The organism is Actinopolyspora lacussalsi, assembly GCA_030803735.1.
Lineage (GTDB): Bacteria > Actinomycetota > Actinomycetes > Mycobacteriales > Pseudonocardiaceae > Actinopolyspora > Actinopolyspora lacussalsi.
Map to the genome: position 1 here is coordinate 4,547,623 of JAURUC010000001.1, position 24,825 is coordinate 4,572,447.

The 24,825-nt window shown below is 68.3% G+C and carries 22 protein-coding genes and 1 pseudogene; 17 read left to right on the forward strand and 6 right to left on the reverse strand.

Annotated features, from left to right (window positions below; all coding sequences use genetic code 11):
- The first annotated feature begins 2 nt into the window (after positions 1 to 2).
- The 5 genes and pseudogenes from J2S53_RS20265 (at position 3) to J2S53_RS20285 (ending at position 6,026) form a co-directional block, all read left to right on the forward strand.
- The gene (locus J2S53_RS20265; RefSeq protein WP_456242318.1) at positions 3 to 2,498 is read left to right on the forward strand and encodes a glycohydrolase toxin TNT-related protein; all 2,496 of its coding nucleotides are present in this window, start codon (positions 3 to 5) and stop codon (positions 2,496 to 2,498) included.
- 451 nt (positions 2,499 to 2,949) lie between these two features.
- Positions 2,950 to 3,207: pseudogene (locus tag J2S53_RS20270) on the forward strand (hypothetical protein); the annotation flags it as partial.
- Between the two features lie 393 nt (positions 3,208 to 3,600).
- Entirely contained in the window at positions 3,601 to 4,809 is a 1,209-nt protein-coding gene (locus J2S53_RS20275; RefSeq protein ID WP_456242319.1) for an MFS transporter, read from the forward strand.
- A gap of 64 nt (positions 4,810 to 4,873) precedes the next feature.
- Entirely contained in the window at positions 4,874 to 5,455 is a 582-nt protein-coding gene (locus J2S53_RS20280; protein WP_456242320.1) for a sugar O-acetyltransferase, read from the forward strand.
- A 13-nt stretch (positions 5,456 to 5,468) separates the two neighbouring features.
- Positions 5,469 to 6,026, forward strand: coding sequence for a TetR/AcrR family transcriptional regulator (locus J2S53_RS20285; RefSeq protein WP_092928245.1), 558 nt, complete (start codon positions 5,469 to 5,471; stop codon positions 6,024 to 6,026).
- A gap of 144 nt (positions 6,027 to 6,170) precedes the next feature.
- Here the strand turns inward: J2S53_RS20285 and J2S53_RS20290 are convergent, their stop codons facing one another.
- Complete coding sequence (locus J2S53_RS20290) at positions 6,171 to 6,566, reverse strand: hypothetical protein (protein ID WP_456242321.1); 396 nt, start codon at positions 6,564 to 6,566, stop codon at positions 6,171 to 6,173.
- A gap of 183 nt (positions 6,567 to 6,749) precedes the next feature.
- Here J2S53_RS20290 and J2S53_RS20295 point away from each other — a divergent pair, with 183 nt between their 5' ends.
- Positions 6,750 to 7,916, forward strand: coding sequence for a hypothetical protein (locus J2S53_RS20295; RefSeq protein ID WP_456242322.1), 1,167 nt, complete (start codon positions 6,750 to 6,752; stop codon positions 7,914 to 7,916).
- 1,381 nt (positions 7,917 to 9,297) lie between these two features.
- Positions 9,298 to 9,522 (forward strand): Imm1 family immunity protein, encoded by a 225-nt coding sequence (locus tag J2S53_RS20300; RefSeq protein ID WP_456242323.1) that lies wholly within the window; start codon positions 9,298 to 9,300, stop codon positions 9,520 to 9,522.
- Positions 9,523 to 9,656: 134 nt separating this feature from the next.
- Here the strand turns inward: J2S53_RS20300 and J2S53_RS20305 are convergent, their stop codons facing one another.
- From J2S53_RS20305 to J2S53_RS20315, 3 genes are all read right to left on the reverse strand, one after another.
- Complete coding sequence (locus tag J2S53_RS20305; protein WP_456242324.1) at positions 9,657 to 9,848, reverse strand: DUF397 domain-containing protein; 192 nt, start codon at positions 9,846 to 9,848, stop codon at positions 9,657 to 9,659.
- A gap of 533 nt (positions 9,849 to 10,381) precedes the next feature.
- Positions 10,382 to 10,573, reverse strand: coding sequence for a DUF397 domain-containing protein (locus J2S53_RS20310; protein WP_092928132.1), 192 nt, complete (start codon positions 10,571 to 10,573; stop codon positions 10,382 to 10,384).
- The gene (locus J2S53_RS20315; protein WP_456242325.1) at positions 10,570 to 11,430 is read right to left on the reverse strand and encodes a helix-turn-helix domain-containing protein; all 861 of its coding nucleotides are present in this window, start codon (positions 11,428 to 11,430) and stop codon (positions 10,570 to 10,572) included. Before J2S53_RS20315 ends, J2S53_RS20310 begins: the two co-directional genes overlap by 4 nt.
- Positions 11,431 to 11,581: 151 nt before the next feature.
- Here J2S53_RS20315 and J2S53_RS20320 point away from each other — a divergent pair, with 151 nt between their 5' ends.
- Genes J2S53_RS20320 through J2S53_RS20330 form a run of 3 tightly spaced genes read left to right on the forward strand, consistent with a single transcriptional unit; the run spans position 11,582 to position 12,461 of the window.
- Complete coding sequence (locus tag J2S53_RS20320; RefSeq protein ID WP_456242326.1) at positions 11,582 to 11,806, forward strand: hypothetical protein; 225 nt, start codon at positions 11,582 to 11,584, stop codon at positions 11,804 to 11,806.
- Positions 11,803 to 12,051 carry a hypothetical protein gene (locus J2S53_RS20325; protein WP_456242327.1) on the forward strand — a complete coding sequence of 83 codons (249 nt, stop codon included), beginning with the start codon at positions 11,803 to 11,805 and terminating at the stop codon, positions 12,049 to 12,051. Before J2S53_RS20320 ends, J2S53_RS20325 begins: the two co-directional genes overlap by 4 nt.
- Positions 12,048 to 12,461 carry a hypothetical protein gene (locus tag J2S53_RS20330; protein ID WP_456242328.1) on the forward strand — a complete coding sequence of 138 codons (414 nt, stop codon included), beginning with the start codon at positions 12,048 to 12,050 and terminating at the stop codon, positions 12,459 to 12,461. Before J2S53_RS20325 ends, J2S53_RS20330 begins: the two co-directional genes overlap by 4 nt.
- 677 nt (positions 12,462 to 13,138) lie before the next feature.
- Here the strand turns inward: J2S53_RS20330 and hisN are convergent.
- Positions 13,139 to 13,921, reverse strand: a complete 783-nt coding sequence (gene hisN, locus J2S53_RS20335) for a histidinol-phosphatase (RefSeq protein ID WP_456242329.1) — start codon at positions 13,919 to 13,921, stop codon at positions 13,139 to 13,141.
- Between the two features lie 321 nt (positions 13,922 to 14,242).
- On the opposite strand from hisN, the gene J2S53_RS20340 reads away from it, so the two are divergent.
- The 7 genes from J2S53_RS20340 to J2S53_RS20370 all read left to right on the forward strand — a co-directional run bounded on the left by J2S53_RS20340 (position 14,243) and on the right by J2S53_RS20370 (position 23,936).
- Positions 14,243 to 14,917: a response regulator transcription factor gene (locus tag J2S53_RS20340; protein ID WP_092629498.1), complete on the forward strand. Its 675-nt coding sequence runs from the start codon at positions 14,243 to 14,245 to the stop codon at positions 14,915 to 14,917.
- A gap of 113 nt (positions 14,918 to 15,030) precedes the next feature.
- The gene (locus J2S53_RS20345; RefSeq protein ID WP_130469197.1) at positions 15,031 to 16,299 is read left to right on the forward strand and encodes an ATP-binding protein; all 1,269 of its coding nucleotides are present in this window, start codon (positions 15,031 to 15,033) and stop codon (positions 16,297 to 16,299) included.
- Between the two features lie 264 nt (positions 16,300 to 16,563).
- Positions 16,564 to 17,565: an FtsX-like permease family protein gene (locus J2S53_RS20350; RefSeq protein ID WP_456242330.1), complete on the forward strand. Its 1,002-nt coding sequence runs from the start codon at positions 16,564 to 16,566 to the stop codon at positions 17,563 to 17,565.
- Positions 17,555 to 18,634 carry a hypothetical protein gene (locus tag J2S53_RS20355; protein WP_456242331.1) on the forward strand — a complete coding sequence of 360 codons (1,080 nt, stop codon included), beginning with the start codon at positions 17,555 to 17,557 and terminating at the stop codon, positions 18,632 to 18,634. Before J2S53_RS20350 ends, J2S53_RS20355 begins: the two co-directional genes overlap by 11 nt.
- Positions 18,635 to 18,640: 6 nt before the next feature.
- Positions 18,641 to 19,357 (forward strand): ABC transporter ATP-binding protein, encoded by a 717-nt coding sequence (locus tag J2S53_RS20360; protein ID WP_456242332.1) that lies wholly within the window; start codon positions 18,641 to 18,643, stop codon positions 19,355 to 19,357.
- 259 nt (positions 19,358 to 19,616) lie between these two features.
- Positions 19,617 to 22,160 carry an alpha-L-arabinofuranosidase C-terminal domain-containing protein gene (locus J2S53_RS20365; protein WP_456242333.1) on the forward strand — a complete coding sequence of 848 codons (2,544 nt, stop codon included), beginning with the start codon at positions 19,617 to 19,619 and terminating at the stop codon, positions 22,158 to 22,160.
- A 273-nt stretch (positions 22,161 to 22,433) separates the two neighbouring features.
- On the forward strand, positions 22,434 to 23,936 hold the full coding sequence (locus tag J2S53_RS20370; protein ID WP_456242334.1) for a family 43 glycosylhydrolase: 1,503 nt from the start codon (positions 22,434 to 22,436) through the stop codon (positions 23,934 to 23,936).
- A 138-nt stretch (positions 23,937 to 24,074) separates the two neighbouring features.
- On the opposite strand, the gene J2S53_RS20375 is transcribed toward J2S53_RS20370, so the two are convergent.
- Positions 24,075 to 24,791 carry a GtrA family protein gene (locus J2S53_RS20375; RefSeq protein WP_456242335.1) on the reverse strand — a complete coding sequence of 239 codons (717 nt, stop codon included), beginning with the start codon at positions 24,789 to 24,791 and terminating at the stop codon, positions 24,075 to 24,077.
- Between the last annotated feature and the right edge of the window lie 34 nt (positions 24,792 to 24,825).

A 24,825-nucleotide genomic window follows, 5' to 3' on the forward strand; every position in this document is an offset into this window, starting at 1 on the left:
GAGTGGGGATCGAACTTCCCGTCGAACTGCGCGGGGTGGCCGAACGCACCGGCACGCACTGGCCGGAGGCCGATGAGGACGCCATGCGCGAGGCGGCGGCCGCCTGGCGCCGTGCCGCCGATTCGCTGCACAGACTGGCGGCTACTTCCGACACCTCGGCGAGTGGAGCGCTCGCCTCGATCGAGGGTGAGACGGCGCGGGCCGCTAGCAGTCACTGGCAGGGTTTCGTCGACCCGGACACCGGCCGGTTGCCCGGTTGCGCACGGGAGTGCGCGGCGGCGGCCGACCGACTGGATCACGCTGCGGAGCAGGTGGGTGCCGCCAAGGTGCGCATCGTGCGGGAACTGGTCACGCTGGCCAAGCGGACCGCCGCGGCCGAGCGGGCCGCCGCGGCGGGGAACCCCTCCGCCGCGTTGCGGGCCGAGTCCGCCGTGGGGGACGCGGCCACCAACATCGCGGAGCTGAACCGGAGTCTGGTCGGGGCGGTGGACAGTTCGGGCGGGATCACCATCGATTCGAGCGCATCCCCCGGTGCCGCACCGCCCGACTCCGCACCGTTCGGCGCTACCGAGGCGGAAGACGAACCGGCCGGTGTCGTCGAGGCGGTCGCGAATCCGGTGTCGGATGTGAGTCCGGTGGGGAACGCCGTTTCAGGGGCGGATGCCGTGGTGGATGAAGGCGCTGTCGGTGCGGCGGGGAACCGTGCGGCTTCGCCGGCGGACCCGCCTTCGGCACCGGCTGACGAGCCCGCCGCGCCGGGGCAGGAATCCGAGCGCGGGGAGTCCGACACATCCCGCAGTCGGATATCGGAGCTCCTCTCACCCGTTTCCGGACCCGACGAGCGGGGTCCGGCCGTGGGACCGGATGGCACGGGGCCTCCCCGGCACGCGAATCAGCCGGGAGAGGCCGCCGACCGGGAACTGACGGGGCCGGTCTCGCCGGACACGGTTCGACGCGCCGCTGCCGGACCGGCGGGCGGCCCGGATGCCGGGACCGGACCGATACCTGTCGTGGATCCCGCCGCGTCCTCGACTCCCGACGTCGCACCGGCATCGGGCGCGGGTGGCGAGCGCACCGATGTCGAGCGTGACCCGATCACCGCGCCGCAGGCCGTGCACCAGGCATGGGCGTCTCCCGCCGCCGCACCGCCACCCGCACCGCCGGGTCCGGCCGCACCGCCACCCGCCGGTCCCGCACCACAACCCGGTGCCGTCCCGCAGGGTCCCGCCGGGCAACCGGGAATGACTGGACAGCCCGGAATCACTGGACAGCCGGGGAGCACCGGTCAGCCGCAGCGACCGGGTGTTCCACCGCCTCCGGCTGCTCCCGGGCATGGCAGGGGAGCCGGACAGCCGGAGCCCGGACAGGCGGCTCCGCGCCCCGGCCCTCCGGTGCGGGGCGGTTACCAGCCCACCGGGACGGCCCATCCGGGTGTGGCGCCACCGGTGGGACGTAATCCGTTCGCTCCCGGCGGCGGCATTTCGCAACAGCCCCCGCCACCACCGCACCCAGCGCAGCAGCCACCACCGCAGCGATCTCCCCAGCCGCAATCCCCACAACAGCAGCCGGTCGAGGGGCGACGCCCGTTGCGGGAGAACCAGCGGGACCCCGCCGTGGTGGCGTTCGTGCTGCACCAGTTCCCGCTGGGGCACATGCCGGTGGCCGAGACCCGACCGAGCAGGCAGTGGTCACCCTCCGGGCAACCGTCCGAACGGGACACCTTCACGGTGCCGCCGCGGTCGCATCCGCGTGCGGACCTCGTCGAGGAGTACGCCGTTGTCGGACTCGCGCGCTCCACCGAGCGCCGAGCCGCGCCGGGAGCGGCGGAGGACGCGGACCGCACGATCCCCGAGGAGCTGCTCGTCGACTACGAACCGCTCGGCCCGGAAGCCGAGGTCGGCGAGTTCGAGTGGGAACGGCGTTACCTGCTTCCCGGGCCGGGTGGGAACCGCACGCACGCCTACGACTGGCCGGTGCGGCACGGTTTCGCGGACAACGGTGTCGAGGAACCCGACCCCGAGGTGTTGCCTCCGGGCACGATGCTCGATCGGCTGGGGGACGAGTGGGGACTCGTGCTGGCTCCCGAGGGGACCGCGTTCGCCGACCGTTCGCTTCCTCCGGAGTTCCGGGAGCGGACCTATCGGCGTTACCGGGTGGTGCATCCGTTGCCGGTGTGGCTCACCCGGGCGGTCGCCTGGTTCGAGCAGCCCGGCACGGGGCTGCGCTACCGCACGACGCACCCGATCGCCGAACTGGTGGCCTTGGGCCTGCTGGCCGATCCGGCCGTCGGAGCCGAAATGGAGACTGAGGCCCAACACGAGGATGTCTCCGGACAGGAAGTTTCGTCCGGTGGTGTCGATGTTGCCGGGCGGAACGACACGTCCGAACAGGACGAAGCGGCTGACTCCGAAACGACGGAACGGACGGTGCGGATTCATAGTGAGGACACGGGCGTCGAGGTGAGCTCGATGAGCGGTTCCGCCGAGACGCCCCGCTGATGCTCGCCGCTGTGTCGACGCTGGAACAGTTCTTCCGCGTTCCCAGCGCCGAACCACAGCCACTCTCGCAACCTGACCACCCGCGGGTTCTCCCGTGCGGCGTCGATTTCTCGCGAAATCGTCGTGCCGGTGGGGGAGGTGTGGCTCGGGCGGTGTCGATTTCTCGCGAAATCGTCGTGCCGGTGGGGGAGGTGTGGCTCGGGCGGTGTCGATTTCTCGCGAAATCGTCGTGCCGGTGGGGGAGGTGTGGCTCGGGCGGTGTCGATTTCTCGCGAAATCGCCGCGACGTTGCGCCGGGGACTCCGGTGCGTGAGGCGGATGCATTGCAAGGCCGGGTCGCCTCGCAGCGTAGGTCGCTACTCAAGAGCGGCCCAACGCAGCAAGGCGCCGCCTCACGTGCCGGCTACCCGACCACGCACGCAACTACAGCTGTGAACTCCAAGGAGGCCGTGTGAATTCCGAATCCGTGCTGGGATGGCTGGAGGCGATGGGAGTGCCACCGCGGGTGGTTTCCGTCGCGGCCGAGCGCGACGACGCTTGGTGCCTGCTGCGGGACGACTCCGAAGGACAACAGGTCTGGGACGTGTTCTGGCGTGAGCAGGGCAACCGCTACGACTGGGCGCGGTTCTCGGACGAACGGGTGGCTTGTTTCTACCTGTTCGGGCGGTTGACCTGGACCCAGGCGCTGCGGGGCGCGGTCGGCCCGCTCGACTCCGGCAGCACACCGCCCAGGGGAGTCCCGATCCCCGGTGGCTCCGCTGATCCCGGCAGCGCTTCTTCGGGGTCCGGTAGCGCTTCTTCGGGACCTGGCAGCGCTTCTTCGGGCTCCGGCAGCGGCTCCCCTGATGCGAGCAACGGTCCGGCGACCCCGGCCACCGGCAACACCTCGGCCGACCCCGACTCCGGGAGTTCCCACCGGGATACTTCCGGAACCGAGCAGGGCACCGCCGGGTCGGAACGGCACACCTCGGGCGAATGAGCACTCCCCGTCCGCGCGGCGATTTCGCGAGAAATTGACACCCGCCCGGCCGATGCGTCTCCTCCTGGAACGGTTCCGAAAACGAGTGTACGATCGTCCGCTCCGATGGGTAGGCTGCCGCGCATGACCGTTGCCGCACCATCCCGACCCACGCAGGTCGAGCGGCGGGCTCGCGTGGCCGTGGCCGTGCTGTTCTTCACCAACGGAGCGCTGTTCGCCAACCTGCTGCCGAGGTTTCCGCAGATCAAGGCGGATCTCGGACTCGGCAACACCGCCTACGGGGTGGCTGTCGTGGCGTTCCCGATGGGGGCCATCGTCGCCGGTCTGGCCGCAGGGGTGGCCGTCCGGCGGCTGGGTTCCGCGCGGGTGGCGGTCGCGGGCACCCTGCTGACCGCGGTGGGAATCCTGGTCGCGGGAACGGCGGGTTCGGTCGCGATGTTCGCGGGAGCACTGCTTCTCGCCGGTGCGATGGATTCGTTGACCGATGTCGCGCAGAACGCCCACGGATTGCGGGTGCAGCGCCGCTACGGACGCTCCATCATCAACTCGTTCCACGCCGTCTGGTCCATCGGGGCAGTGACCGGCGGATCCATGGCCGCCGCCGCAATGGCGCTCGGGCTCTCGCGGGGGCAACACCTGGCGATCTCGGCGGCGGTGTTCGTGCTCGCGGCCTGTGCCGCTTGGATGCTCTGCCTGCCCGGGCCCGACGACGAATCCATCCCGGGAGCCGATGCCGACCTCGGGGAGGCGGGACGGGCGGAGCGCGTGCTCCCGGGGCGGCGCATCGCGTTCGTGCTGGCAGCACTCGTCGTCATCGCCATGGCCGGAACACTCGTCGAGGACGCGGGCAACTCCTGGGCCACGCTCTACCTCTCCGAATCGCTGCACGCGCCCGCGACATTGGCGGCCCAGGGCTACGTGGCGCTGGTTGCGGCCCAGTTTGTCGGCCGCATCCTCGGTGATCGGCTCGTCGGACGGTTCGGGCAGCGCACCGTGGCCCGTTCCGGTGGTCTGATCACCGCAGTCGGTATGGGCCTGGCGCTGGCTGTGCCGACCGTGCCCGGCACGGTCCTCGGCTTCGCCGCCGCCGGGTTCGGGGTGGCGACGCTGGTGCCCGCCGCGATGCACGAGGCCGACGAGTTGCCCGGACTCAAGCAGGGTTCGGGGTTGACCGTCGTTTCCTGGCTCATGCGGCTGGGCTTCCTGCTGTCCCCGCCGCTGGTCGGCGTGGTCGCCGATACGGCAGGTCTCCGGGTGGGGCTGCTGGTCGTGCCGCTGGCCGGGGTGCTCGTGCTGTTGTTCGCGGGAGTGTTGAGCAACCGGCGCGCCTGAGCCGTGACCGGTAGATGCTCCGATTCGGGCTTTCCGGATCGCACCGGAGCGTACGATCGTACGCATGCCGAGTGGCTACTTCGCGGACGATCCGCGCACGAATCTCGAACGCATGGCGGCCGGGGACCTGTATATCGCCGACGACCCCGAGTTCGGCCGCAGGCAGCGGCGGGCAGTACGGCTGGCCGCCCGCTACCAGGCCGCCTACGTCGAGGATCCGGACGCGGCGCGGCCGATCCTCGCCGAACTGCTCGGCTCGGTGGGCGATGAGGTGCACCTGCGGCCACCACTGCACGTGGACTACGGCAGCAACATCACGATCGGGGCGCGCAGCTTCGTCAACTACAACCTCACCGCACTGGACGTCGCGTCGATCACCATCGGCGAGGACTGCCAGCTCGGTCCGGGGGTGCAGCTGCTCACCCCGACGCACCCGCTGGAACCACGGCCCCGGCGCGACAAGCTGGAGGCGGCGAGCCCGATCACCATCGGCGACAATGTGTGGCTCGGCGGCGGCTGCATCGTACTGCCCGGCGTGACCATCGGCGAGAACTCCGTCATCGGTGCCGGTGCGGTGGTTACCAGGGACGTGCCCGCCGACGTCGTCGCCCTCGGCAATCCGGCCCGCGAGGTCCGCAACCTCTAGGATGCTCGGTGTCATGGCTACCGGACACACCGACCCGCGGCGCCGCGAGCGCATCATCGACGCGACCCTCGACCTGATCGCCGAGGAGGGGATCGCCAACGTCTCCCACCGCCGGATCGCCACCCGGGCGGGGGTGCCGCTGGGATCGATGACCTACCACTTCGGCGGGCTGGAGGAGCTGCTCCGGGAGGCGTTCGGCAGGTTCGCCGAGCGGATCGTCGCCCTGTTCGACAGCTACCTCGCCGCGCCGACCGACCGGGAGCGGGCCAGGGACGCGGTTACCGACCTCATCCACGAGCTGTCCGAGGACGATCAGCGCTACCTGGTGCTCACCCAGGAGCTCTACACCCTGGCCGCCCGGCAACCCGCCTACCGGGAACTGACCAAGGAGTGGATGCGCCGCAGCCGGGTCCACCTGGAGAGGCACTTCGACCCGGACACGGCCCGCCAGCTCGACGCCCTCATCGAGGGGATGACCCTGCACCGCGCCCTGACCCCCGAACCCCACGATCGTGCCCTCACCCGCGAGGCCGTCACCCGCATCACCACTGCGGGTGCGGCGGAGCGCTGACCCGAGCTGTTGCCGAGGCCCTGCCTCCGCTGTGCCGCTCCCGCCGCCCCTGCGTCGCTGCGGCGCTGCGATTTCGCGAGAAATTTACGCTCCACCGAGCCCGGACCGGGACTTCGGGGCGGTTCCGGGCTCTCGGAGACGCCGTCAGCCGCTTCGCCTCGCCCCGGAACCGGTGCGGGATTCGCCGTCCGGCTTCGGGAACCTGCTCCCATCGTTGTGCTCGGCTTCGAGTCGTTCGACTTCGCTGCGCAGTGCGTGCTCCGTGAGCTCGTAGAGGCTCGCGGTGTGTGCCACGCGCCCGTCGAGCGCGCCCCCCGCGTTCTTGGCCCGATCGAGGGTGTCCGGCGCTACGAACGACTCCACCTTCAGGTTCTCGATGCTCCGTGCCATCATCTCGCGCCCGGCCTCGGCCGCCACCAATATCACGGTCAGCACGCCGATCGTCCACAGTATCCATTTCTCGACACCGAGAAACAGCAGTAACAGAAACATCGCCACCGCGAACACGGTGGCGACTCCTCTCGGGGGTGTCCGTTTCACCGCGTCCCGACCTCCACGTCGTCATCGCCCGGTCGCATGTCCGGGCGACAACCTACCGCTGATCCCGCTGCTGCTCGCCAATGCGCCTTCCTCAGTTGCGCGAATCGAATGCGCGTTCGGCAGAACACCAGTGGTGATCACTGCGGTAGGTTACCGAACGATCATCGTTCGTGAGGGGGATTCATGGTCAAATTCTGGCGTCGTCAGTCACTGCGAAGCGGTGAGACCCAGATCTTCACCGCGAACGCGCTGGTCGTGGTGGCCGCCTCGCTGATCACCGCCTCGCTGGCGCTGGTGCTGGAGGACCTGTTCCCGAAGGATCCGGACGACGGCTACGTCGTGCTGACGCGCTGGGCAGTGGGGATCTTGGCGCTGTGCGCGCTGCTGTCCGGACTGGCCTGGCGCGCGTGGCTGCACCGGAGGCTGGGCACGCTGTTCTACGTCCACCTGCTCGACGAGTCGATGCCGAACTGGCACGAGCGCTCGCTGCGCGCCGCGCACGACAGCCGGATGTCGATGCGTTCGGTGGTTCGCTGGGTGGATCTCAAGCAGCGCACCAGTGGCGGTGTGATCGACGTCGTGGAACCGTGTCACGAGATCGGCGCGGTGATCGAGGAAGCGATCAACAACGATCGCGACGACACCGGCTACACCGTGGCGCCGAACATGCTCTGGCCGATGGCGCTGACGGTCGGTGCCTACCTGCCGCACCCCGAGAGCCTGCGGCTGCTCGAACTGCTGCCGAATAACACCGAGCAGCAGTTCGCGCTCACCGCACGGCCCCGCAGCCGCACGAGTGCGGCGTTGAGTCGGCTCGACGGACGGTCGCACGGTAAGGACAGGGTAGGGGTCTGGTTGGCTTTCGGGGATACCAGCAAGTACTTCTCGCAGGAGGGGTTCCGGCGGTTCGGTGTGGACGAGCTGCACCTGATCAGTTACCGGGGCGGAATGCCCGAGTCGGGTGGTCCACCCGATTACTCGGCCGATGAGCTGGGGCACCTGGGTAGCGAGATCGCCGATCACCTGGCGCGTATCAAGGCGGAAGCCGGGGATCGGGAGCTCGTCATGATCGCGATGGCGCCCAAGGCGGTCGTACTCGCCGTGGGGTGGCATCTCTCGCAGCACGAGTGTCGGTTCTTCCACGGCACGCACCTGATGCACTTCGACCGGGACAGCGGCAGCTACATCCCGATGCGGGTCCGGGAGTCGCAGCCCACGAGCCCGCCGTTGCCATCCGAAGTGGATTATTCTGCACCGGCCGACGAGTCCGACCGGAATCCCGAGCAGCCGAGCGACGTTCCGGAAGCGCGCCCCGCCGAGCCGGAGACCGAAACCGTCCGCGACGGTTGACCGAGGCAGTGTCTTCGTTGGTCCGAGCCGCCCGGCGCGGCGATTTCCAATGAAACGCAGATTTCGGAGCTGGCGTCTTACGCCGCACTTGGTCGCGGCTGCCGAACCCCGCCGATCAACGTGGCAACAGGCGCCTTACCGCCGCGAACCGAGTGTCACTCCGTGAGGAGGTATTCGAGTGCGTCGCGGGGCCTTTCGTGATGCGGCTGGACCACGGGATACGGCCCGAGGTCTGGAAAGAATCCGGAGAAAGTGAAACGCGAGCGTGTACAGCTGCTGGTCGCAGCATTAGAGACGAGTACGTACTCGGCACCTGGAGCCGGCTGAGTCAGCAGCCTGACCAGCTGTGACGTTCGAGCTTTCCCGGCTCTTCCATAAACCCCTGCTGCAGCCGAATCAACGACTCACGACACTAGGCCGGTGTCGGCCATGGCACGCGGAGTGTTTTCGGAGAGGTTTGCCGGATGTTCCGCGGGTCCGCTGTTGTGGCGTGCGAACACCAGCGTGAGAGTTCCTATCATGAGCGCTCCCAGCGGTATTGACGGCAACAGTAGGAGGCACAACATAGTCGACGGAACACCACCGAGCAGCACCGATGCTGCCAGGATGAGCATCCCTGTCAGCAGTGCGGCACCGAGGAAAGATTTCTCACGCATCCGATTCATCCTGTAGGTACTAAGAAAACAGAACGATCCCTGATGATGTTAACGCGGTCAAAGCCGAGACACAAGCTAGCGCGACGATCGCCTTGCTGTGCCCGTTTTTGTCTCGTAAATACAATACGATTATGGCGGCGAGACACAAAAGGTTGACGAGGAGCAGCGTGGAAACGGCGGACACGACGATCAGCGGCCTTTCGGGGAGCGTTTCCGTGTTCAGAATACTGTACAGATTTACCAGACGTTCCGAGCGGCGAACGCGTAGATCGCCGAAGCAACCGCCCAGGTACACGTTGAGGCTGGCCTCTGTCCAGTCGGCGTGATCGAGATATTTCCCTGCATGCCTTTGTCGACGACCAGCGGTTGACCGTTACTCGTTCCGATGCTGGGGCGTCGTAAGGGGCGGCCGTCTCAGCTCACGCCGTTCCGGGGGCCTCAGTGGTGGCAGCAGTGACCGCGCCGGTTCCGACAATCGAGAAGAGTGTTACCCCGTCGATGCGGAAGTAAACAACTTGCCAAACGAGGCTTACTCCAATTTGGGTAATATTGGAACCTGCCGATTTTTATTGCGAGATCAATGCTCGCAGTGTCCGCGCGGGCGGAGCAAGACGCTGTGTTGATCATCACGATGATTCATTTTCGTTTGACGGCGTCCAAACGGGAACAAGATTCAGTCAAATCCCCAGAAACGAGCCCCGGGTGGAGTAATTGCGATCCGCTGTTTGCTCGAACAAGTTGATACATTCCCCTGGAAGGGTGAGTTGCACATCACCCGCAACTCGGATGTTGAGCCTCAAGTGGATCTTCTCACCGATGGTGTTACTCCTAGCTACTTCCCACGTTCCGCTGCTCTGCCACTGGGCGATATCCGCAAAGTTCTTGTCGAGTTCGTCTCCAACGGCAAACATCCTGCGGGAGTCGATCGAAAGTGGTTCGACAGGCTGTGAGGAACCGACGAGTACTACCGAGGGCGCATGTTCGGTGCGGCTGGCGGGGGAGGCCCCGCGCACGCTGTAGCGGGAGTAGTAAAGCGCCTCCGGAGTGCTGAAGTGTTCCGGAGGCGCTGTGTTGTTGGTGGGTTTCAGTTGAAGCGGTCGGTCTTGACCGCGTCGATGAACGCCGCCCACTGCTGGCCGGTGGTGGTGAAGTACCCGGCCGAGCGGTCCTTGGTGTCGCGCACGGCCGCGCCATCTTGAGTGCGGCCGACTTCGACGCAGGCTGTTTCCTGGTGGGTGTATGTGGATTTGCGCCATCCGTTGGGTGATGCGTTCATTGGGAGTTCCCTTCGGACTCTTGTGCGGCTGGTTCTGCGAGGTGCTCCAAGTATGCGGTGCTCATGGGCGTGTCGCGGGGGTTCAGAGTCCGCGCATGTCGCTGCGGCTGGAGAGTCGATCAGCGTTGGTGGGTGTCGATTTCTCGGGTGTGTTCTAGGGGGCGCAATCCTGTTCTCGTCCTGGAGGCGCTGTTGCCACTCTCAGCTGGACTGGCGAGGATTTTCTGAGTGAGAGGTGGAGCAGCTGCAACCGCGGAAGCGACGGGGATGAGGCCAGTTGCTGGCCATCCAGCGTCGTGAGCGGTATGGCGCGTGTGCCTGTGCTCGGAGGGGTGTTGCCAAGTGGTTCTCAACGTGCGCTCACGCTGCTAACATCCCAGCGCAGTGAGTGTGTAGGCCCCGCGCACGCGGGGATAGACCCCAGTTGTAGCGGTCCTCGGTCTCCAACAGCTCGTAGGCCCCGCGCATGCGGGGATAGAGAGAGCAAAAGCGCCTCTGGACCGCTCCAGAGGCGCTGTGTTGCTGCCGTGGTTTCAGTCGAAGCGGTTGGTCTTGACCGCGTTGAGGAACGCCGCCCACTGCTGGTGGGTGGTGGTGAAGTGTCCGGCGGCGCGGTTCTTGGTGTCGCGCACGGCGGCGCCGTCATGGGTGCGGGCGACTTCGACGCAGTGTGAGTGTTGGTTCGAGCGGCTCGACTTCTGCCAATTTCGGGGGCGTAACGTCATTTCAGACTGTCCTCCAGCTCGGTTATGACACTGGCGATGAGTTCCGTGGAGTCCTCTGGGCTCATCGCTACGTCATGGAGGTTAGCCACCGCGTTCTGATACGCCTCGATCTCCCCGGAGCTACTCAGGAAAGCGTCGGACTGCAGGTGTTCCACATGCACGACCGGGGCGGCCTTGGCGAATTCGAACAGGAGGAAATGACCTGCGTGTGCCGGAGTCCAGCCGCCGGTTCTGCTGGGGACGATCCGCAGAGTCACGTTGTCGAGCTCTGTCATCTTGGTAAGGTGCCGTAGCTGGTCAGCCATCACCTCGGCACTACCCATCGGTTCACGGAGCGCCCATTCGCCGATGAACAAGTGGAGTCGTGGTGGGTTGCGTCGTGTGAGCACGTCGCGGCGTCCGATCCGCATGGTGACGTGTGCTTCGAGCTCCTCGGCGCGCATCCCGCTCGCCATGACCGCTCGTGCGTAATCGGCGGTCTGCAGTGGTCCCGGAATCATGATCGGTGACACGTCCACGATCGAAGTGGCTGTCCGCTCGAACTCGATCAGCGTGGTCAAGTCGGGATTCACCGATCGGTCTCTTGGCTTGATCCAGTTCGTTTCCTCTGTCGCATCGCGTGCCATCGACGCCAACCTGTCGCGTTCGGATTCCGACGCTCCGTATGTCGCCAACAGTGCGACGACGATTTCCGGTGATTGGGGAGTCTGTCCGGTTTCAAGTCGGGCGTATTTCGAGTGATGCCCGCCAAGGCGCTCTGCTACGTCGCGCACGGTCATTCCGGCTTGCTCGCGAAAATCCCGCAATTCCGCGCCAAGGGCGCGTGCTCTGGGCGAAGTACGTTTGGTGCTTGTCATGCGACAAGAGTATGTCGCAGATCCGAAGTTTTGTAGCAGCATCACTCGATCGAATTATTGTTATTGGTGCGTGCGACAAAATACTGTCGCAATGTCAGAACGAAGGAGAGCGACGACGCTTCGTCGCTCCTGAACGTATGGAGTGCGCGGAATGCCAACCAGGTACGAGGTGCGTCATCCGGGTGTTCGGGTGTGGTGTGGCAACGAGTCGGGCTGGTCGTCGTCGTTGCTGGTGTGGATCTCTTGTTGGACTCCGGAGGTGATTCGGATCGAGACGCCGACGGTGTTCCACCGGACGGTGTGGACGGTCGATCAGGCGATTCGGCTGCGGGATGTGCTGACCGCTGCGGTGCGGGCTGGGGGTGAGTCGCGGTGACCAGTTATGCGGGCAGGTTGGGCATGTGGCTGGCCCACGAGCAGTGGAAGCTGGAACAGGCTTCCTACGACATCCCGGCGCGGCAGGCCACCCCCAGGCAGTGCGCCGAACTCGCCGGAATATTGCAGCGGCTCTCGGACGAGCTGCGCGACTACGCCGCCGGGCTCGCCTTTGGCGGGGGCACCCCTCCGGAGTCGGGTTCGATCGACCCGGACGAGTTCCGCAGGCGGGGTGAGGCGGAATGAGCACGCATCCGGCGATGCTGCTGACCACCGCCGTGGTGCTGACGGCCACGGCGATCGTGCTGGGTGGCTGGGGCAACCGGGTCAGTTACCGGCCCCGCCACGCCGGCGGCAGCGGCCCCGCCGCCAGACGGCTGGCCGCCCTGCGGCTGGAGCACTATTTCCGGGACGAACGCCCCACCACCGAGCTGATCGGCTGGCCGCTGTGCGACCCGGACGAACACCCGCACCTGTTCCCGCTCGACCCACCGGCCCCGGTGCTCCCGAACCCGATTCCGGCGCAACCAGCAGCACCGCTTCCCACCGTGACGACCAGCCCCACGGCACCAGACGCCGCGACCGATCCGGGCGGGACAGAGCACCCCGAACTGGCACTCCTGCGCCGCGTCCTCGACGGCCTGCACCGCCTCTAGCCACCAACTACCCGCCAGCTTCCGTCCCCACGATCCATCTCCCCACCCAGACGGCCCGGAACCGTGTACTCGGCCAACCCTCGACAACCGCCGAGACACACCCCGGGCCATCGGTGGCGGGGCGACAATTTCCCACGAAATCGCCGCGCACCTCCCCACGCAGCGGCGACGATTTCCCACGAAATGTACGCACCGCCACCACCAAAAACCCCGCCCGGCCGGGCCTCCCTCCCCGCCCCCACCCGGCCGGGCGGGGACCCCCATATGGCAATCCACAATGGTGGGAACCGCTACCTGAATCATCGACAATCCAGCCTCCGGAGCGGTCCGCCCGGAGCTGTGGTGTCCGAAGAGGAGTAACCACGTGGTTCTCACAACGCCGTCACGCCGCTAGAATCCCAGCGCAGTGAGTACAGGCCCCGCGCACGCGGGGATAGACCACGTCGTTGCCGAGTAGAGCTGTGGACTGACGAGTAGGCCCCGCGTACGCGGGGAGGAACTGCGGACTCACGCGGCTATCGGCGGGCGGGTAGTGCTCATCCCCTAGAACAGCGAGTGCTACCCGGCGATGCCTCGGGTTACAGTGCGCTGCGCGTACCTAGGGCACCCAGCGCGGTACCGCCGATCAGCTGCCTGTCACCTCACCCGGCAAGCCGTCCCGGAAACCACCCAGCCCCTCAACCGTCCAGCGCCCGCAGCGCGGCTCGGTGCAGCGCGCCGTTGGAGCTCAGCGCGTTGCCGCCGTCGAAGCGCGGCTCGCCGGACAGGTCGGTGAAGCCGCCCCCGGCCTCCTCGACGATCACCTGCGCCGCCGCGAGGTCCCAGGGATTGCCCAGCGGCTCGGCGGCCAGATCTATCACGCCCTCGGCCACCAGGCAGTGGTGCCAGAAGTCCCCGAAAGCCCGGCTCTCCCAGCAGCTGTCCACCAGCCGCAGGTAGTCCGCGCGCCGCTCCAGCTCGCTCCAACTGCCCAGATTCGTGGTGGAGACGTAGGCATCGCCCAGCTCGGTCACCTCGGAGACCGAGATCCGCTCCGCGTCACCCTCGGCACCGACCCGCCGATAAGCACCCTCACCGGCGGCGGCCCACCAGCGCCGCCCCAGCGCCGGAGCGCTGATCACACCGATCACCGGCGCCCCGTTCTCGACCAGCGCCAGCAGCGTCGCCCACGCGGGCACCCCGCGCAGGAAGTTCTTGGTCCCGTCGATCGGGTCGATGATCCAGCTGCGCCCGGTCGTCGCGCTGCCGCCGCGCTCCTCACCCACCACCACGTCGTCCGGGCGGTGCTCGGCCAGCTCCGCGCGCACCGCGTCCTCCACGGCCACGTCCGCGTCGGTCACCGGAGTCCGGTCGGGCTTGCTCGTCGTCCGCAGATCGGCCGCCTGGAACCGGGCGGTGGTGATCTCGTCGGCACGGTCGGCCAGGCGCCGCGCCAGCTCGTGATCGGTAACTGCGCTCACGCCCGCAGCCTATAGACCACCGCCGCCGCGACCTCCCGGTGGTGCCACCGGGTGCCCGGCGGTCGCCGGACTCTCGCAGCCCCCGCGCCCCAACCGGGCACCCGAGTAACCGGGCACCCGAGTAACCGGGCACCCGAGTAACCGGGCACCCGTCCGGGCGTCGATCTCTCACGAAATCGCCGCGTCAGTGCGGCGGTGCGGTCCCAGAGCTCCGTCAATTTCTCGCGAAATCGCCGCGCCCGTGAGGGGAACACCCCGCGCTCGGTGCTCGCGCGGCGACACACCGGCTCGGGGGCTCCGAGTGCAACTAGGCTGGGACCCGTGAGCGTAGTGCTGCTGGCCGAGGATGACCCAGCCATCGCGATGCCACTGTCCAGGGCGCTGCAGCGGGAAGGCTACTCGGTGCGGGTGCTGGAGGACGGCAACGCGACGTTGCGTGAGACCTGCGCGGGAGGTGTCGACCTGCTGGTACTCGATCTCGGGCTTCCCGGGATGGACGGGCTCGAGGTGTGTCGCAGGCTCCGCGCCCGCGGCAGGGGGACACCGGTGCTCATGCTCACCGCGCGCACCGACGAGGTGGACTTCGTCGTGGGGCTGGACGCGGGCGCCGACGACTACGTGGCCAAGCCGTTCCGACTCGCCGAGCTGATGGCGCGCATCCGTGCGCTGCTGCGGCGCAACTCGCCCGAGACACTGGAGGCCGGTGGCGTCCGGCTGGAACTCACCGCCCGGCGGGTGCTGGTCGACGACGAGGAGGTCCAGCTGGCCAACAAGGAGTTCGAGCTGTTACGCGTGCTCATGTGGCACGCGGGGGAAGTGGTCACGCGGGAGGAGATCCTGGAGCAGGTCTGGCCCGAACCCAGCCGCAAGGGCAGCAAGACGCTGGACATGCACATCTCCTGGCTGCGCCGCAAGCTCGGTGACGGCCACTATCGGGCCGCCGAGCAGCGGATCGCCACCGTGCGCGGCGTCGGTTTCCGGTTCAACACCGACTGATCCCGCGAACAATCGGGGAACCGGCGACCGGACCTCCCGCGCCGCCAACCCCGTGACCTCGGTTGGTTCCGGCGTGGAATCACCCCGACAACCCGATCGGAAAAGCCCAACCAATGCGCAAACGACTGCTGCAGGCGACCCTGCTGGCCGTCGCGCTCACCGCGTTCGTGCTCGGTATCCCGCTCGTGGTCAGCGCGCTGAAGCTGGTCGAGGACATCACGCGCGGGGACCTGTCCGGCAGGGCACAGCAGATCGCGACCCGGCTCGACGAGCAGGTCGCCGCCGGTGAACCGATCGAACTGTCCAACGTCCGGCTGGTGGTGCCCGACGACGCCAGGCTGACCGTCCGGATCAGCGACCGCACCTACACCTACGGCACGGACCCCGGCGAGGACCCGCTGGTCGAGACGGTGTCGATGGTGCAGAGCGGCACCGTGCGGCTGGCGGTGCCCAGCTCCCCGGTGCGCACCCAACAGCTCCAGGTCGCGGGCGGGATCTCGCTGCTGGCGGTGCTGTCGGCGGCCACCGGTGGATTCGTCGCCATCGTCACCGCGCGCAGGCTCGCCGACCCGCTGCGCCACGTGGCCGACCGAGCCAACCGGCTCGGCGCGGGGGACTTCCGGCCCGACCCCAAGCGGCACGGCGTGCCCGAGCTCGATCGGGTCGCCGACGCGCTCGACGCGTCCGGAGCCGCGCTCTCGCAGCTCATGCAGCGGGAACGCGAGCTGGTCGGCGACGTCTCCCACCAGCTGCGCAGCAGGCTCACCGCGTTGCAGCTGCGGCTGGAGGCGCTGGCCGAGACCGAGGACGAGGAGACCGCCGAGGAGGCGGGCGCCGCGCTGGAGCAGGCCGAACGGCTGTCCGGGGTGCTGGACGACCTGCTGGCCGCCGCCACCGCCGCCAGGGCGCGCGACGCCGAACCGCTCGACGTCTCCGCCGAGCTCTCCGGGGTCGCCGAGGAGTGGCGCGAGCAGTTCCGCGCCCAGGGGCGCACCCTGCGGCTGCGGATCGAGAAGGAATTGCTGGCCAGGGCCACGCCCGCGCGGTTACGCGAGGCGCTCGGTGTGCTGCTGGACAACGCGCTGCGGCACGGGGAGGGGACCGTCACGCTGTCCGCCAAGTACGGCAGCGGCACCGTGCTGGTGCAGGTGGCCGACAGCGGCGGCGGGGTTCCCGAGGAACTGGTGCCGCACGTGTTCACCCGTGGTTTCTCCGGCGGCGGTTCCACCGGCGTGGGGTTGGCGCTGGCCCGAGCCCTCATCGAGGCCGACAGCGGTCGGCTGGAGCTGAGCCGTCCGGCCACCTTCGAGATCTACCTGCCGGTGGCCAGGGCCGACGACGTGCTCGGGGTCCCGTGGCAGACCGACTCCACCCCGCGCTGATCCCGGTGAACCGGATTGATTCCGGTGGGCCGGGTTGATCCCAGTGGCCGGGTTGCTCCGGGCGGACTCGTCCAGCACGGCGAACCGCGTTGCCCTCGGTGGTTCCCGCCCCCGGGACGTTCCTTCGACCTCCCGCTGAGCCGGTCCGGAACGGTGTGATCATCGTCATCGCTTCGCCGTTTCGGCCTCGTCCGCGAGCCACGGTTGCTACCTTCGCGATGATCTTTCTCGCGGAGGTGCCCCGGTGGCGATGCGGAACCGCGCATGTGGGTGAAGCTGGTTGTCAGCGGTCTGCTGCTGGGGGTGCTGAGCGCGTTCGCCGCGTGGGCGGTGCACTGGTCGTTCGAGGATCACCAGGAGACCACCTACGAGCTGCCGGGCGCGGTGACCGAGCTGTCGCTCGGTCGCGGGCCGCAGGAGGTCGACCCGGCGGCCCGGACCGAGGCGACGGTAGAGCTGCGCGAATACCTCGCCGAGCACTCGCTGGCGCTGGTCATCGCTCCCGATACCGACGGCCCGCCCCGGTTGGTGGTGGCCGACCCCGTGGGCGTGCTGCCCTGGTACATCCCGCCGAATCCCACGGGGAAGCACGAGTCGGGCCGGGCGCGGCTGGGCTACGTGTTCGAGGGCACCTACTCGCGACGGCAGTGGCTGCGGGGGAGCACCCCCGCGCTGGTGCCCGCGGAAGTCGAGATCGTCGGCACGATGTCCGCCCCTGAGGGCGCCGCTGACCCGCAGTACGTGCGTCCGCTCGCCGAGTCCCCGCTGCCGCCCGGCCAGTACCTCGTCAACACCGACGACCCCGGCGAGCTCGCCGAGATCCGGGACATCGCGTATCGCGCCGGGCTCGCGGACTTCTCGACGGACCGCGTGCCGCTGTGGGAACACCTCCGCGATGACCCGTTGGTGGGAACCACCGGCACGCTGCTGGGCGCCGGGTGTCTGGCGGCGGTGCTGTTCTGGACGTTGGGGCTGCGCGACCGGGCCGGTGAGTTCGCGATCCGTGCTCGTCACGGCGCCACCCGTGCCCGGCTGGTGCGGCAGGTGTGGCCGCAGGGCCTGCCGTTCCAACTGCTGGGGATCGTGCTCGGGGTGGCGATCACGGGAGCGCTGGTGTCGCTGGTCGGTCTCCGGCCACCGGATCGGGTCGACTGGTTGGTCATGGCCGCCGCGGTGACGGGCGGGCTGCTGTTGGTGGCCCCGACGTGGCTGCTGGCCACCGTGCTCGGAACCCGAGTGCGAAGCGAGGTGGGGCGTGCTGAGTGAACTCCGGGGCGGTGTCCGGATGGCGCTGCGGCGCCGGCCCACCATGCTGTCGCTGGCCGCCATGATCGGCCTGGCCTGCGTGGTGCTGGTCGTGCTGCTCGTCGACGTGCTCGTCCAGTTCAAGGCGCTGCGCGGCGGCCACGAGCTGCGCGAGCGCGGCGCGGTGGTCTTCAAGCCGTACTACGGCTCCTCCGGGGTAGCCTCGGTGCCCGATCGGACCGTCGCCGATCTCGTCGAGATGATCCGCGCGGAGCGCGCCTACACCGCCGTCATCAACAACGCGCGGCCGAACAGCCCGGACTTCGCGGGTGGTGTGCCGACGGTGCTGTTCATCGGTTCGGAGCTGGCGGAGACCGTGCCCGACCTGGAGCTCTGTGAGCCCGCTCCCTGCGCCATGCGCGGCGCCGAGGTGGCCCGACCGGCCGAGCCGGTCGGGATCGCGGGCCACAACTTCACCGACTTCGAGCGGCTGCCCCGCTCCGCCACCCACTTCGAGACCTATCTCGGCGCGGTGTCGCTGGACGAGCGGGTGGTGCTGAACCTGCCGCCGGAGAGCCTGCCCCGGCTCAACCGGTACGAGCGCGAGGAGGCGATGTCGCGAGCGGTGCTGCTGGAGGTGAGTGACTCCGAACTCGACAGCTACCTCGCGGGCAACGCGGCGGGCGAGCTCTACCTCGTGCCGCACCGCGTCGCGGTCGACCAGCCGAAGCGGCTCTCCGGGATCATGGTCGCCGCCACGATGTACGTCGCCGGAATGGCGGCCTTCCTCGCGCTGGTGCTGCTCGCGTTCGCCGTCACCGCGCGGCGGACGCTGTATCGGGAGCGGGCGGTCTTCGCGATCCGGCGCACCCACGGCGCGAGCAGTGGGCACCTCGCTATCCGGCTGGCCGGGTTCGTCGGCGTCGTGGTCCTCGTCCCGCCGCTGCCGCCGCTGGCCGGGCTCCTGCTGTTCGGCGGTCCGTTCGCCTCGGCGGCGGGGTGGATGGCGGTGCTGGTCGTGGTGATCTTCCTGGGGCTGTGGGGCTGGACCGTGAAACAGCAGCGCGGACACGAGCTGAAAGGCCGGTGAACCATCATGGCCCTGCTGCGGGCATCCGGACTGTCCAAGACCTACGGGCAGGGGAGGCTGCGTGTCGAGGCGCTGCACGAGGTGTCGCTCTCGGTCGGGGCGGGCGAGGCTGTGGCCCTGATGGGACCTTCTGGCTGCGGCAAGTCCACCCTGTTGAACCTGCTCGGGCTCACCCTGCCGGCCACCAGCGGCGAACTCGTCGTGCGCGGCGAGCCCGCACCCACTCGGGAGCGGGATCGGGCGCGGCTGCGCAACGAGTTCTTCGGTTACCTCCACCAGGAGTTCGCCATCGTCGAGTCCGACACCGTCGCGGCCAACGTCACGATCCCGCTGGAGTACGCCCGTCCGCGCGTCGGCAGGCGGCAGCGGCTCGAACGCGCCCGCCGGGCCGTGGACAGCGTCGGCCTGGGCTGGGCACTGCGCCGCAGGGCCGCCGAGCTCTCCGGCGGCGAGCGGCAGCGGGTCGCCATCGCGCGGGCACTGGTCAACGAGCCTCATCTGGTGATCGCCGACGAACCCACCGCCGCCCTCGACCTCGCCACGGCCCGGGAGATCGTGACGCTGCTGCTGTCGATGCGGCAGCGGGGCTCCTCGGTCCTGGTGGCCACGCACGACCGCCGCGTGGCGGAGCGGTGCGACCGCGTCGTCGCGATGTCGGACGGCGGATTGGCGGCCGAGCGGGCCAATCCGCACGCCGATCCCGGAGACCACGGCAGCACGTAGTGCGATTCGACCGGGAACCCCTGCCCGCCGGGTGAGAACTCGCTTCGGAGACGGCTCGCCGGTGCTCGACCACCGGCTACTCGTCCCCGGTGTCGCCGCGCGCCGAGAACCCCCACTCGACGGCGATCCGGGTGTAATCACGCTGTCACATGCTGTTGACCTTCCGTGTGAGGGCGGTTACTTTTTCGGAATATCGGACTTAGTTCGGTATATCAGACAACGAGGATCTCGGTCATCCGAAAACGGACTTGGAGCCCGCATGTCCCGATTACACTCGGCGGTCGGCCTGGCCACAGCCGTACTGCTGGGCGGCGCGCTGCTGCCATCGGCTCTCGCGGACACCGCCGAAAGCTCACCGATCGACTACTCGCTGCAGGTGGATGCGGCGGGAGAGACCAAGTCGATCCCCGACACCATGCACGGAGTCTTCTTCGAGGACATCAACGACGCCGCCGACGGTGGCATCTACGCGGAGCTGGTGCGCAACCGCTCCTTCGAGTACGACACCGTGGACAACCCCTCCTACACCCCGATGACCGGCTGGAGCACCACCTCGGTCGGCGGCGCCGAAGGCTCCGCCGAGGTGGTCGACGACGCCCAGCGGCTCAACGAGAACAACCGCCGCTACCTGCGACTGCGACCGAACGCCCGAGGTCGAGCCGCCTACGGGGTGACCAACGCCGGATACCACTCCGGAATGTCGTTGGAACGCGGCGAGAAGTACGACTTCTCGATCTGGGCCCGCAGCGACCAACCCGGCGGCACCCCGCTGACCGTGACCGCCACCGACGGCTCCGGCTCACCGGTCGGCCGCACCATGCGGCTCCGGGTCCGGGGCGACCAGTGGACCGAGTACAGCGGGACCTTCGTGGCGCACAGCGACACCAACACCGGTGGGCTGCGCGTGCTCGGACACGGTTCGGGAACCGTGCGGCTGGACATGGTCTCGCTCTTCCCCCGCGACACGTTCAAGGGCGAACCCAACGGGCTGCGCGAGGACCTCGCCAGCAAGATCGAAGCGCTCAACCCCGGCTTCCTGCGGTTCCCCGGCGGATGTCTGGTCAACACCGGCAGCCACGAGTCCTACCATGCCCCCGACTGGGAACGTCGCCGTTCCTACCAGTGGAAGGACACCGTCGGGCCGGTCGAACAACGCCCCACCAACGCCAACTTCTGGGGCTACAACCAGTCCTACGGCCTCGGGTTCTACGAGTACTTCCGGTTCGCCGAGAACATCGGCGCCATGCCGCTGCCGGTGGTGCCCGCCCTGGTGACCGGCTGCGGTGAGGACGAGGCCACCGACGATCCGCAGCTGTTGCGGCGCCACATCCAGGACACCCTCGACCTGATCCAGTTCGCCAACGGGTCGGTCGACACCGAGTGGGGCGGCAAGCGAGCCGCCATGGGCCACCCCGAGCCGTTCGGGCTCACGCACCTGGCCGTGGGCAACGAGGAGAACCTCCCCGAGGACTTCTACGAGCGCTTCGAGAAGTTCCGCGACGCCATCGAGCAGCGCTACCCCGGGATCACCGTGGTCGCCAACTCGGGACCCGACGACAGCGGAGCCACCTTCGAACGCGCTTGGGAGCTCGCCCGCGAGCAGAACGCGGAGATGGTCGACGAGCACTACTACAACAACCCGCGGTGGTTCCTGGAGAACAACCGGCGCTACGACTCCTACGACCGCTCGGGGCCGAAGGTCTCGTTGACCGAGTACGCCTCGGAGGGCAACGAGTTCTACAACGCGCTGGTCGAGGCGTCCTTCATGACCGGGCTGGAACGCAACGCCGACGTGGTGCGGATGAGCTCCTACGCCCCGCTGCTGGCCCACGAGGACGATCCGCAGTGGACTCCGGACATGATCTGGTTCGACAACCACCGGTCGTGGGGCTCGGCGAGCTACGAGGCCCAGAAGCTGTTCGGCAACAACGTCGGTGACGAGGTGGTGCCCAGTGAGGCGTCCTCGACCCCGGTCGAGGAGAAACCGATCAGCGGTGCGGTGGGGCTGTCCACCTGGAACACCAGCGCGGCCTACGACGACGTGCGGGTGACCTCCGCCGACGGCGAGACACTGCTGGCCGACGACTTCTCCGGCGACGCCTCGAAGTGGAGCGAGCTCACCGGCACCGGCGACTGGTCGATCGAGAACGGATCCTACGTGCAGTCGGACGCCTCGGTCCAGAACACCATGGTCACGGCCGGTGACGAGAACTGGAGCGACTACGACCTGAACCTGACCGCCACCAAGCGCGCGGGCAGCGAAGGGTTCCTCGTCGCCTTCGGCGTCAAGGGAACCGGCAACTACTACTGGTGGAACCTGGGCGGCTGGAACAACACCCGCTCGGCGGTGCAGCAAACCACCGCCGGCAGCTCGCAGACCGTGCTGTCCAAGGACACCACCATCGAGACCGGCCGGGAGTACGACATCAGGGTCGAGGTCCGAGGCCGGCAGGTGACGCTGTTCCTCGACGGCGAGAAGTGGGGCAGCTTCACCGACGAGCAGAACGCCGAACCGTTCCGCCAGGTGGTCACCAGGGACGAGAAGACCGGTGAGCTGATCGTCAAGGTCGTCAACGCCCAGAACAACCGGGCACGTACCCAGCTGGACATCAGCGGTGCCTCGCGGCTGGCGAACACGGCGCGGCTGACCACGTTGCAGGGCGACCCCCAAGCGGTCAACACCGCCGAGTCGCGACCGATCAAACCCGAGAAGTCGGTGATCCGGGGCGTGGACGAGAGCTTCAGCCACACCTTCCCGGCCAACTCCATCACCGTGATGCGGATCAAGACGTACGACGAGTGAGTCGAATCCGCCGACCGGTTTCCCGAGGGGCTCGGGTGGCGGAACCTCTCGCACGGCTCTCGCTCCGGGGAGGCCCGACATCGGGTAGGCACCTACACAACGTCGGGCCTTCCTCGCGAGAGCCGCACGCGAGAACCCGCGGCGGTGCGAACTGCGTAGGTGGTGGGGGTTTGGCACCGCTGAGCCGAAACATCACTTTCGCCGGTCACCACACGGAAAACCCCTCACAACGCGGAAAACCTCCACGTCACTTTCTCCGAACAGGAGTACTACATGACGCAGAACAATTTGAATCGCCGTTCGCTGCTGCGCGGCGGTGGAGCGGCGGCGGCTGGAGCCGCGGCGGTGCCGTTGCTCGGCACCTCGGCGAGCGCGGCGACACAGCGGCCCGGCAGGGGACACGGTCAGGACCCCGGTCGGGACTCCGGCGTGCTGACCACCCGTGACCCGTTGATCGAGCAACGCGCCGATCCGCTCATCACCTACCCCCACCGGGGGATGTACTACATGACCGGCTCGGTGCCGGAGTACGACCGCATCGTGGTGCGCGGCGCCCCGACCATCGAGGGGCTGGCCCACACCGGGGAGCGCACCGTCTGGCGCCGCCCGAAGTCCGGACGGATGGGCGGCCACATCTGGGCGCCGGAGCTGCACCGCATCGACGGCCGTTGGTACATCTACTTCGCCGCCGGTGATTCCGACGACGTGTTCCGCATCCGGATGTACGTGCTCGAATCCCGCGCCGAGGACCCCCGCGAGGACGCGTGGGAGCTGCGCGGGCAGATCACCACGGCCTGGGACACCTTCGCGCTCGACGCGACCACCTTCGAGCACGCGGGGACCCGGTACTACGCGTGGGCGCAGGCGGAACCGGGCATCGACACCAGCAGCAACCTCTACATCGCCGAGATGGCCTCCCCGCTGGCGATCAAGGGCGATCCGGTCCGGATCGCGGTGCCCACCGCCGACTGGGAAACCCGTGGTTTCAAGGTCAACGAGGGTGCGTACGTGCTGGTCCGCAACGGGCGGGTCTTCATGACCTTCTCGGCCAGCGCCACCGACGCCAACTACTGCGTGGGGCTGCTGACCGCCGACGCCCGCGCGAATCTGCTCGATCCCGCTTCCTGGACCAAGTCGCCGCAGCCGTTGCTGCGGACGAACGAGGCCAACAGCAGGTACGGCCCCGGGCACAACTCCTTCACGGTGGCCGAGGACGGCGAGACGGACGTGCTCGTCTACCACGCGCGGTCCTACCAGGGGATCGAGGGCGATCCGCTGTACGACCCGAACCGTCACACCAGGGTGCAGCGGCTGAACTGGTACCCGGACGGCACACCCGCACTCGGGATACCGATCGCCGAGGGCGAGCCCGTGGTGCGGCTCTCGCCGCTGGACAGTCCGGGGTCCTTCGTCCGGCACGGACAGGGCGGCCGGCTGGTCGTCGATCGGGTCGCCGACCGTGTCGAGCGGAGCCAGTTTCGCATCGTGCCCGGCTTCCTGGACCCCGGCAGGGTGGCGCTGCGGTGCGTCGACCTTCCGGACCACCACGTCCGGGTGAGTGACGGCTCACCCGTGGTGGAGCCCTACGCCGACAGCGACGAGTACGGCCGGGCCAGCGGATTCATCCGGGACGAGGGACTCGCCGACCGCGACGGCGTGTCCTTCCGGCTCTCGCACGATCCGCACAGCTACCTCGCGCACCGCGAGGGCAGGCTCGTCGTGGAGCGGCCCGGAAGCCGAGCGGACCGGGAGCGGGCGACCTTCCGACTCCGCTGAGTCGCCCACCACGGCGCCGTGAGCCCTCGTCCGGCGCCGTGGTCGGGTTCCCGCGATCCACGCACGAAACCTCGCCCCCCGCGTGCGTGGATCCCCGGGTGGATCCCTCAGTGGGGTCCACCCGGTTCCGGGGCGGTTTCACCCGGCGGCCGGACGCGAGATGTCGTGCTCTTCGGTTGTTTCGTGGGAAGCGCCGCTCGGGGTGGCACCGTGTTCCCCGGTGGAGTGATCAGCGGTCGCTCGTTCACCCGTGGCTCGTTCATCCGTGGCGCGCTCGACGATGGTTCGTTCTACGGTGGCTCGCTCGATGGGGAAGGGCTCGACGTTGGAGAGCTCTGTGGCGTCTTCGGTGGGGCGCTCGGTGGTCTCCGTTTCCCGGGTGGGAAAGACCCAGCGGCGGAAGGCCCACCAGCGGAACGCCATACCCAGCAGCACGCCGAGTATCTGGCCCGAGGTGAAGTCGGCGATCTCCTCGACCAGCGGTGTGGTGTAGGGCGTCTGCAGGTGCAGCAGGTATCTGGAGACCCACAGCGGTGCGGCGTAGAGCCCGATCGCGATACCGCTGAACAGGAAGTACAGGCTGGCCTCGTGGTGGCGTTCCTTGCCGCCGCGGGTGCGGAACGCCCACTCCCGGTTGAGGACGTAGGACACGATCGTGGCCACCAGCACGGCCACGACCTTGGCCGTGACCGGCTTCGGGGCCAGCACGGTCCACTTGAGCGCGAAGAAGATCACCGTGTCGATGACGAAGGTGCTCGCGCCCACCATCGCGAACTTCAACAGCTCGCGGTATCGCAGCGCCAGCTGCCGTAGCGGGCGGGGGAGTTGGGTGAGCACCTCGTCGACTACCGACACCCGACGAGTCTACGGAGTGGCGCCACTGGCACCC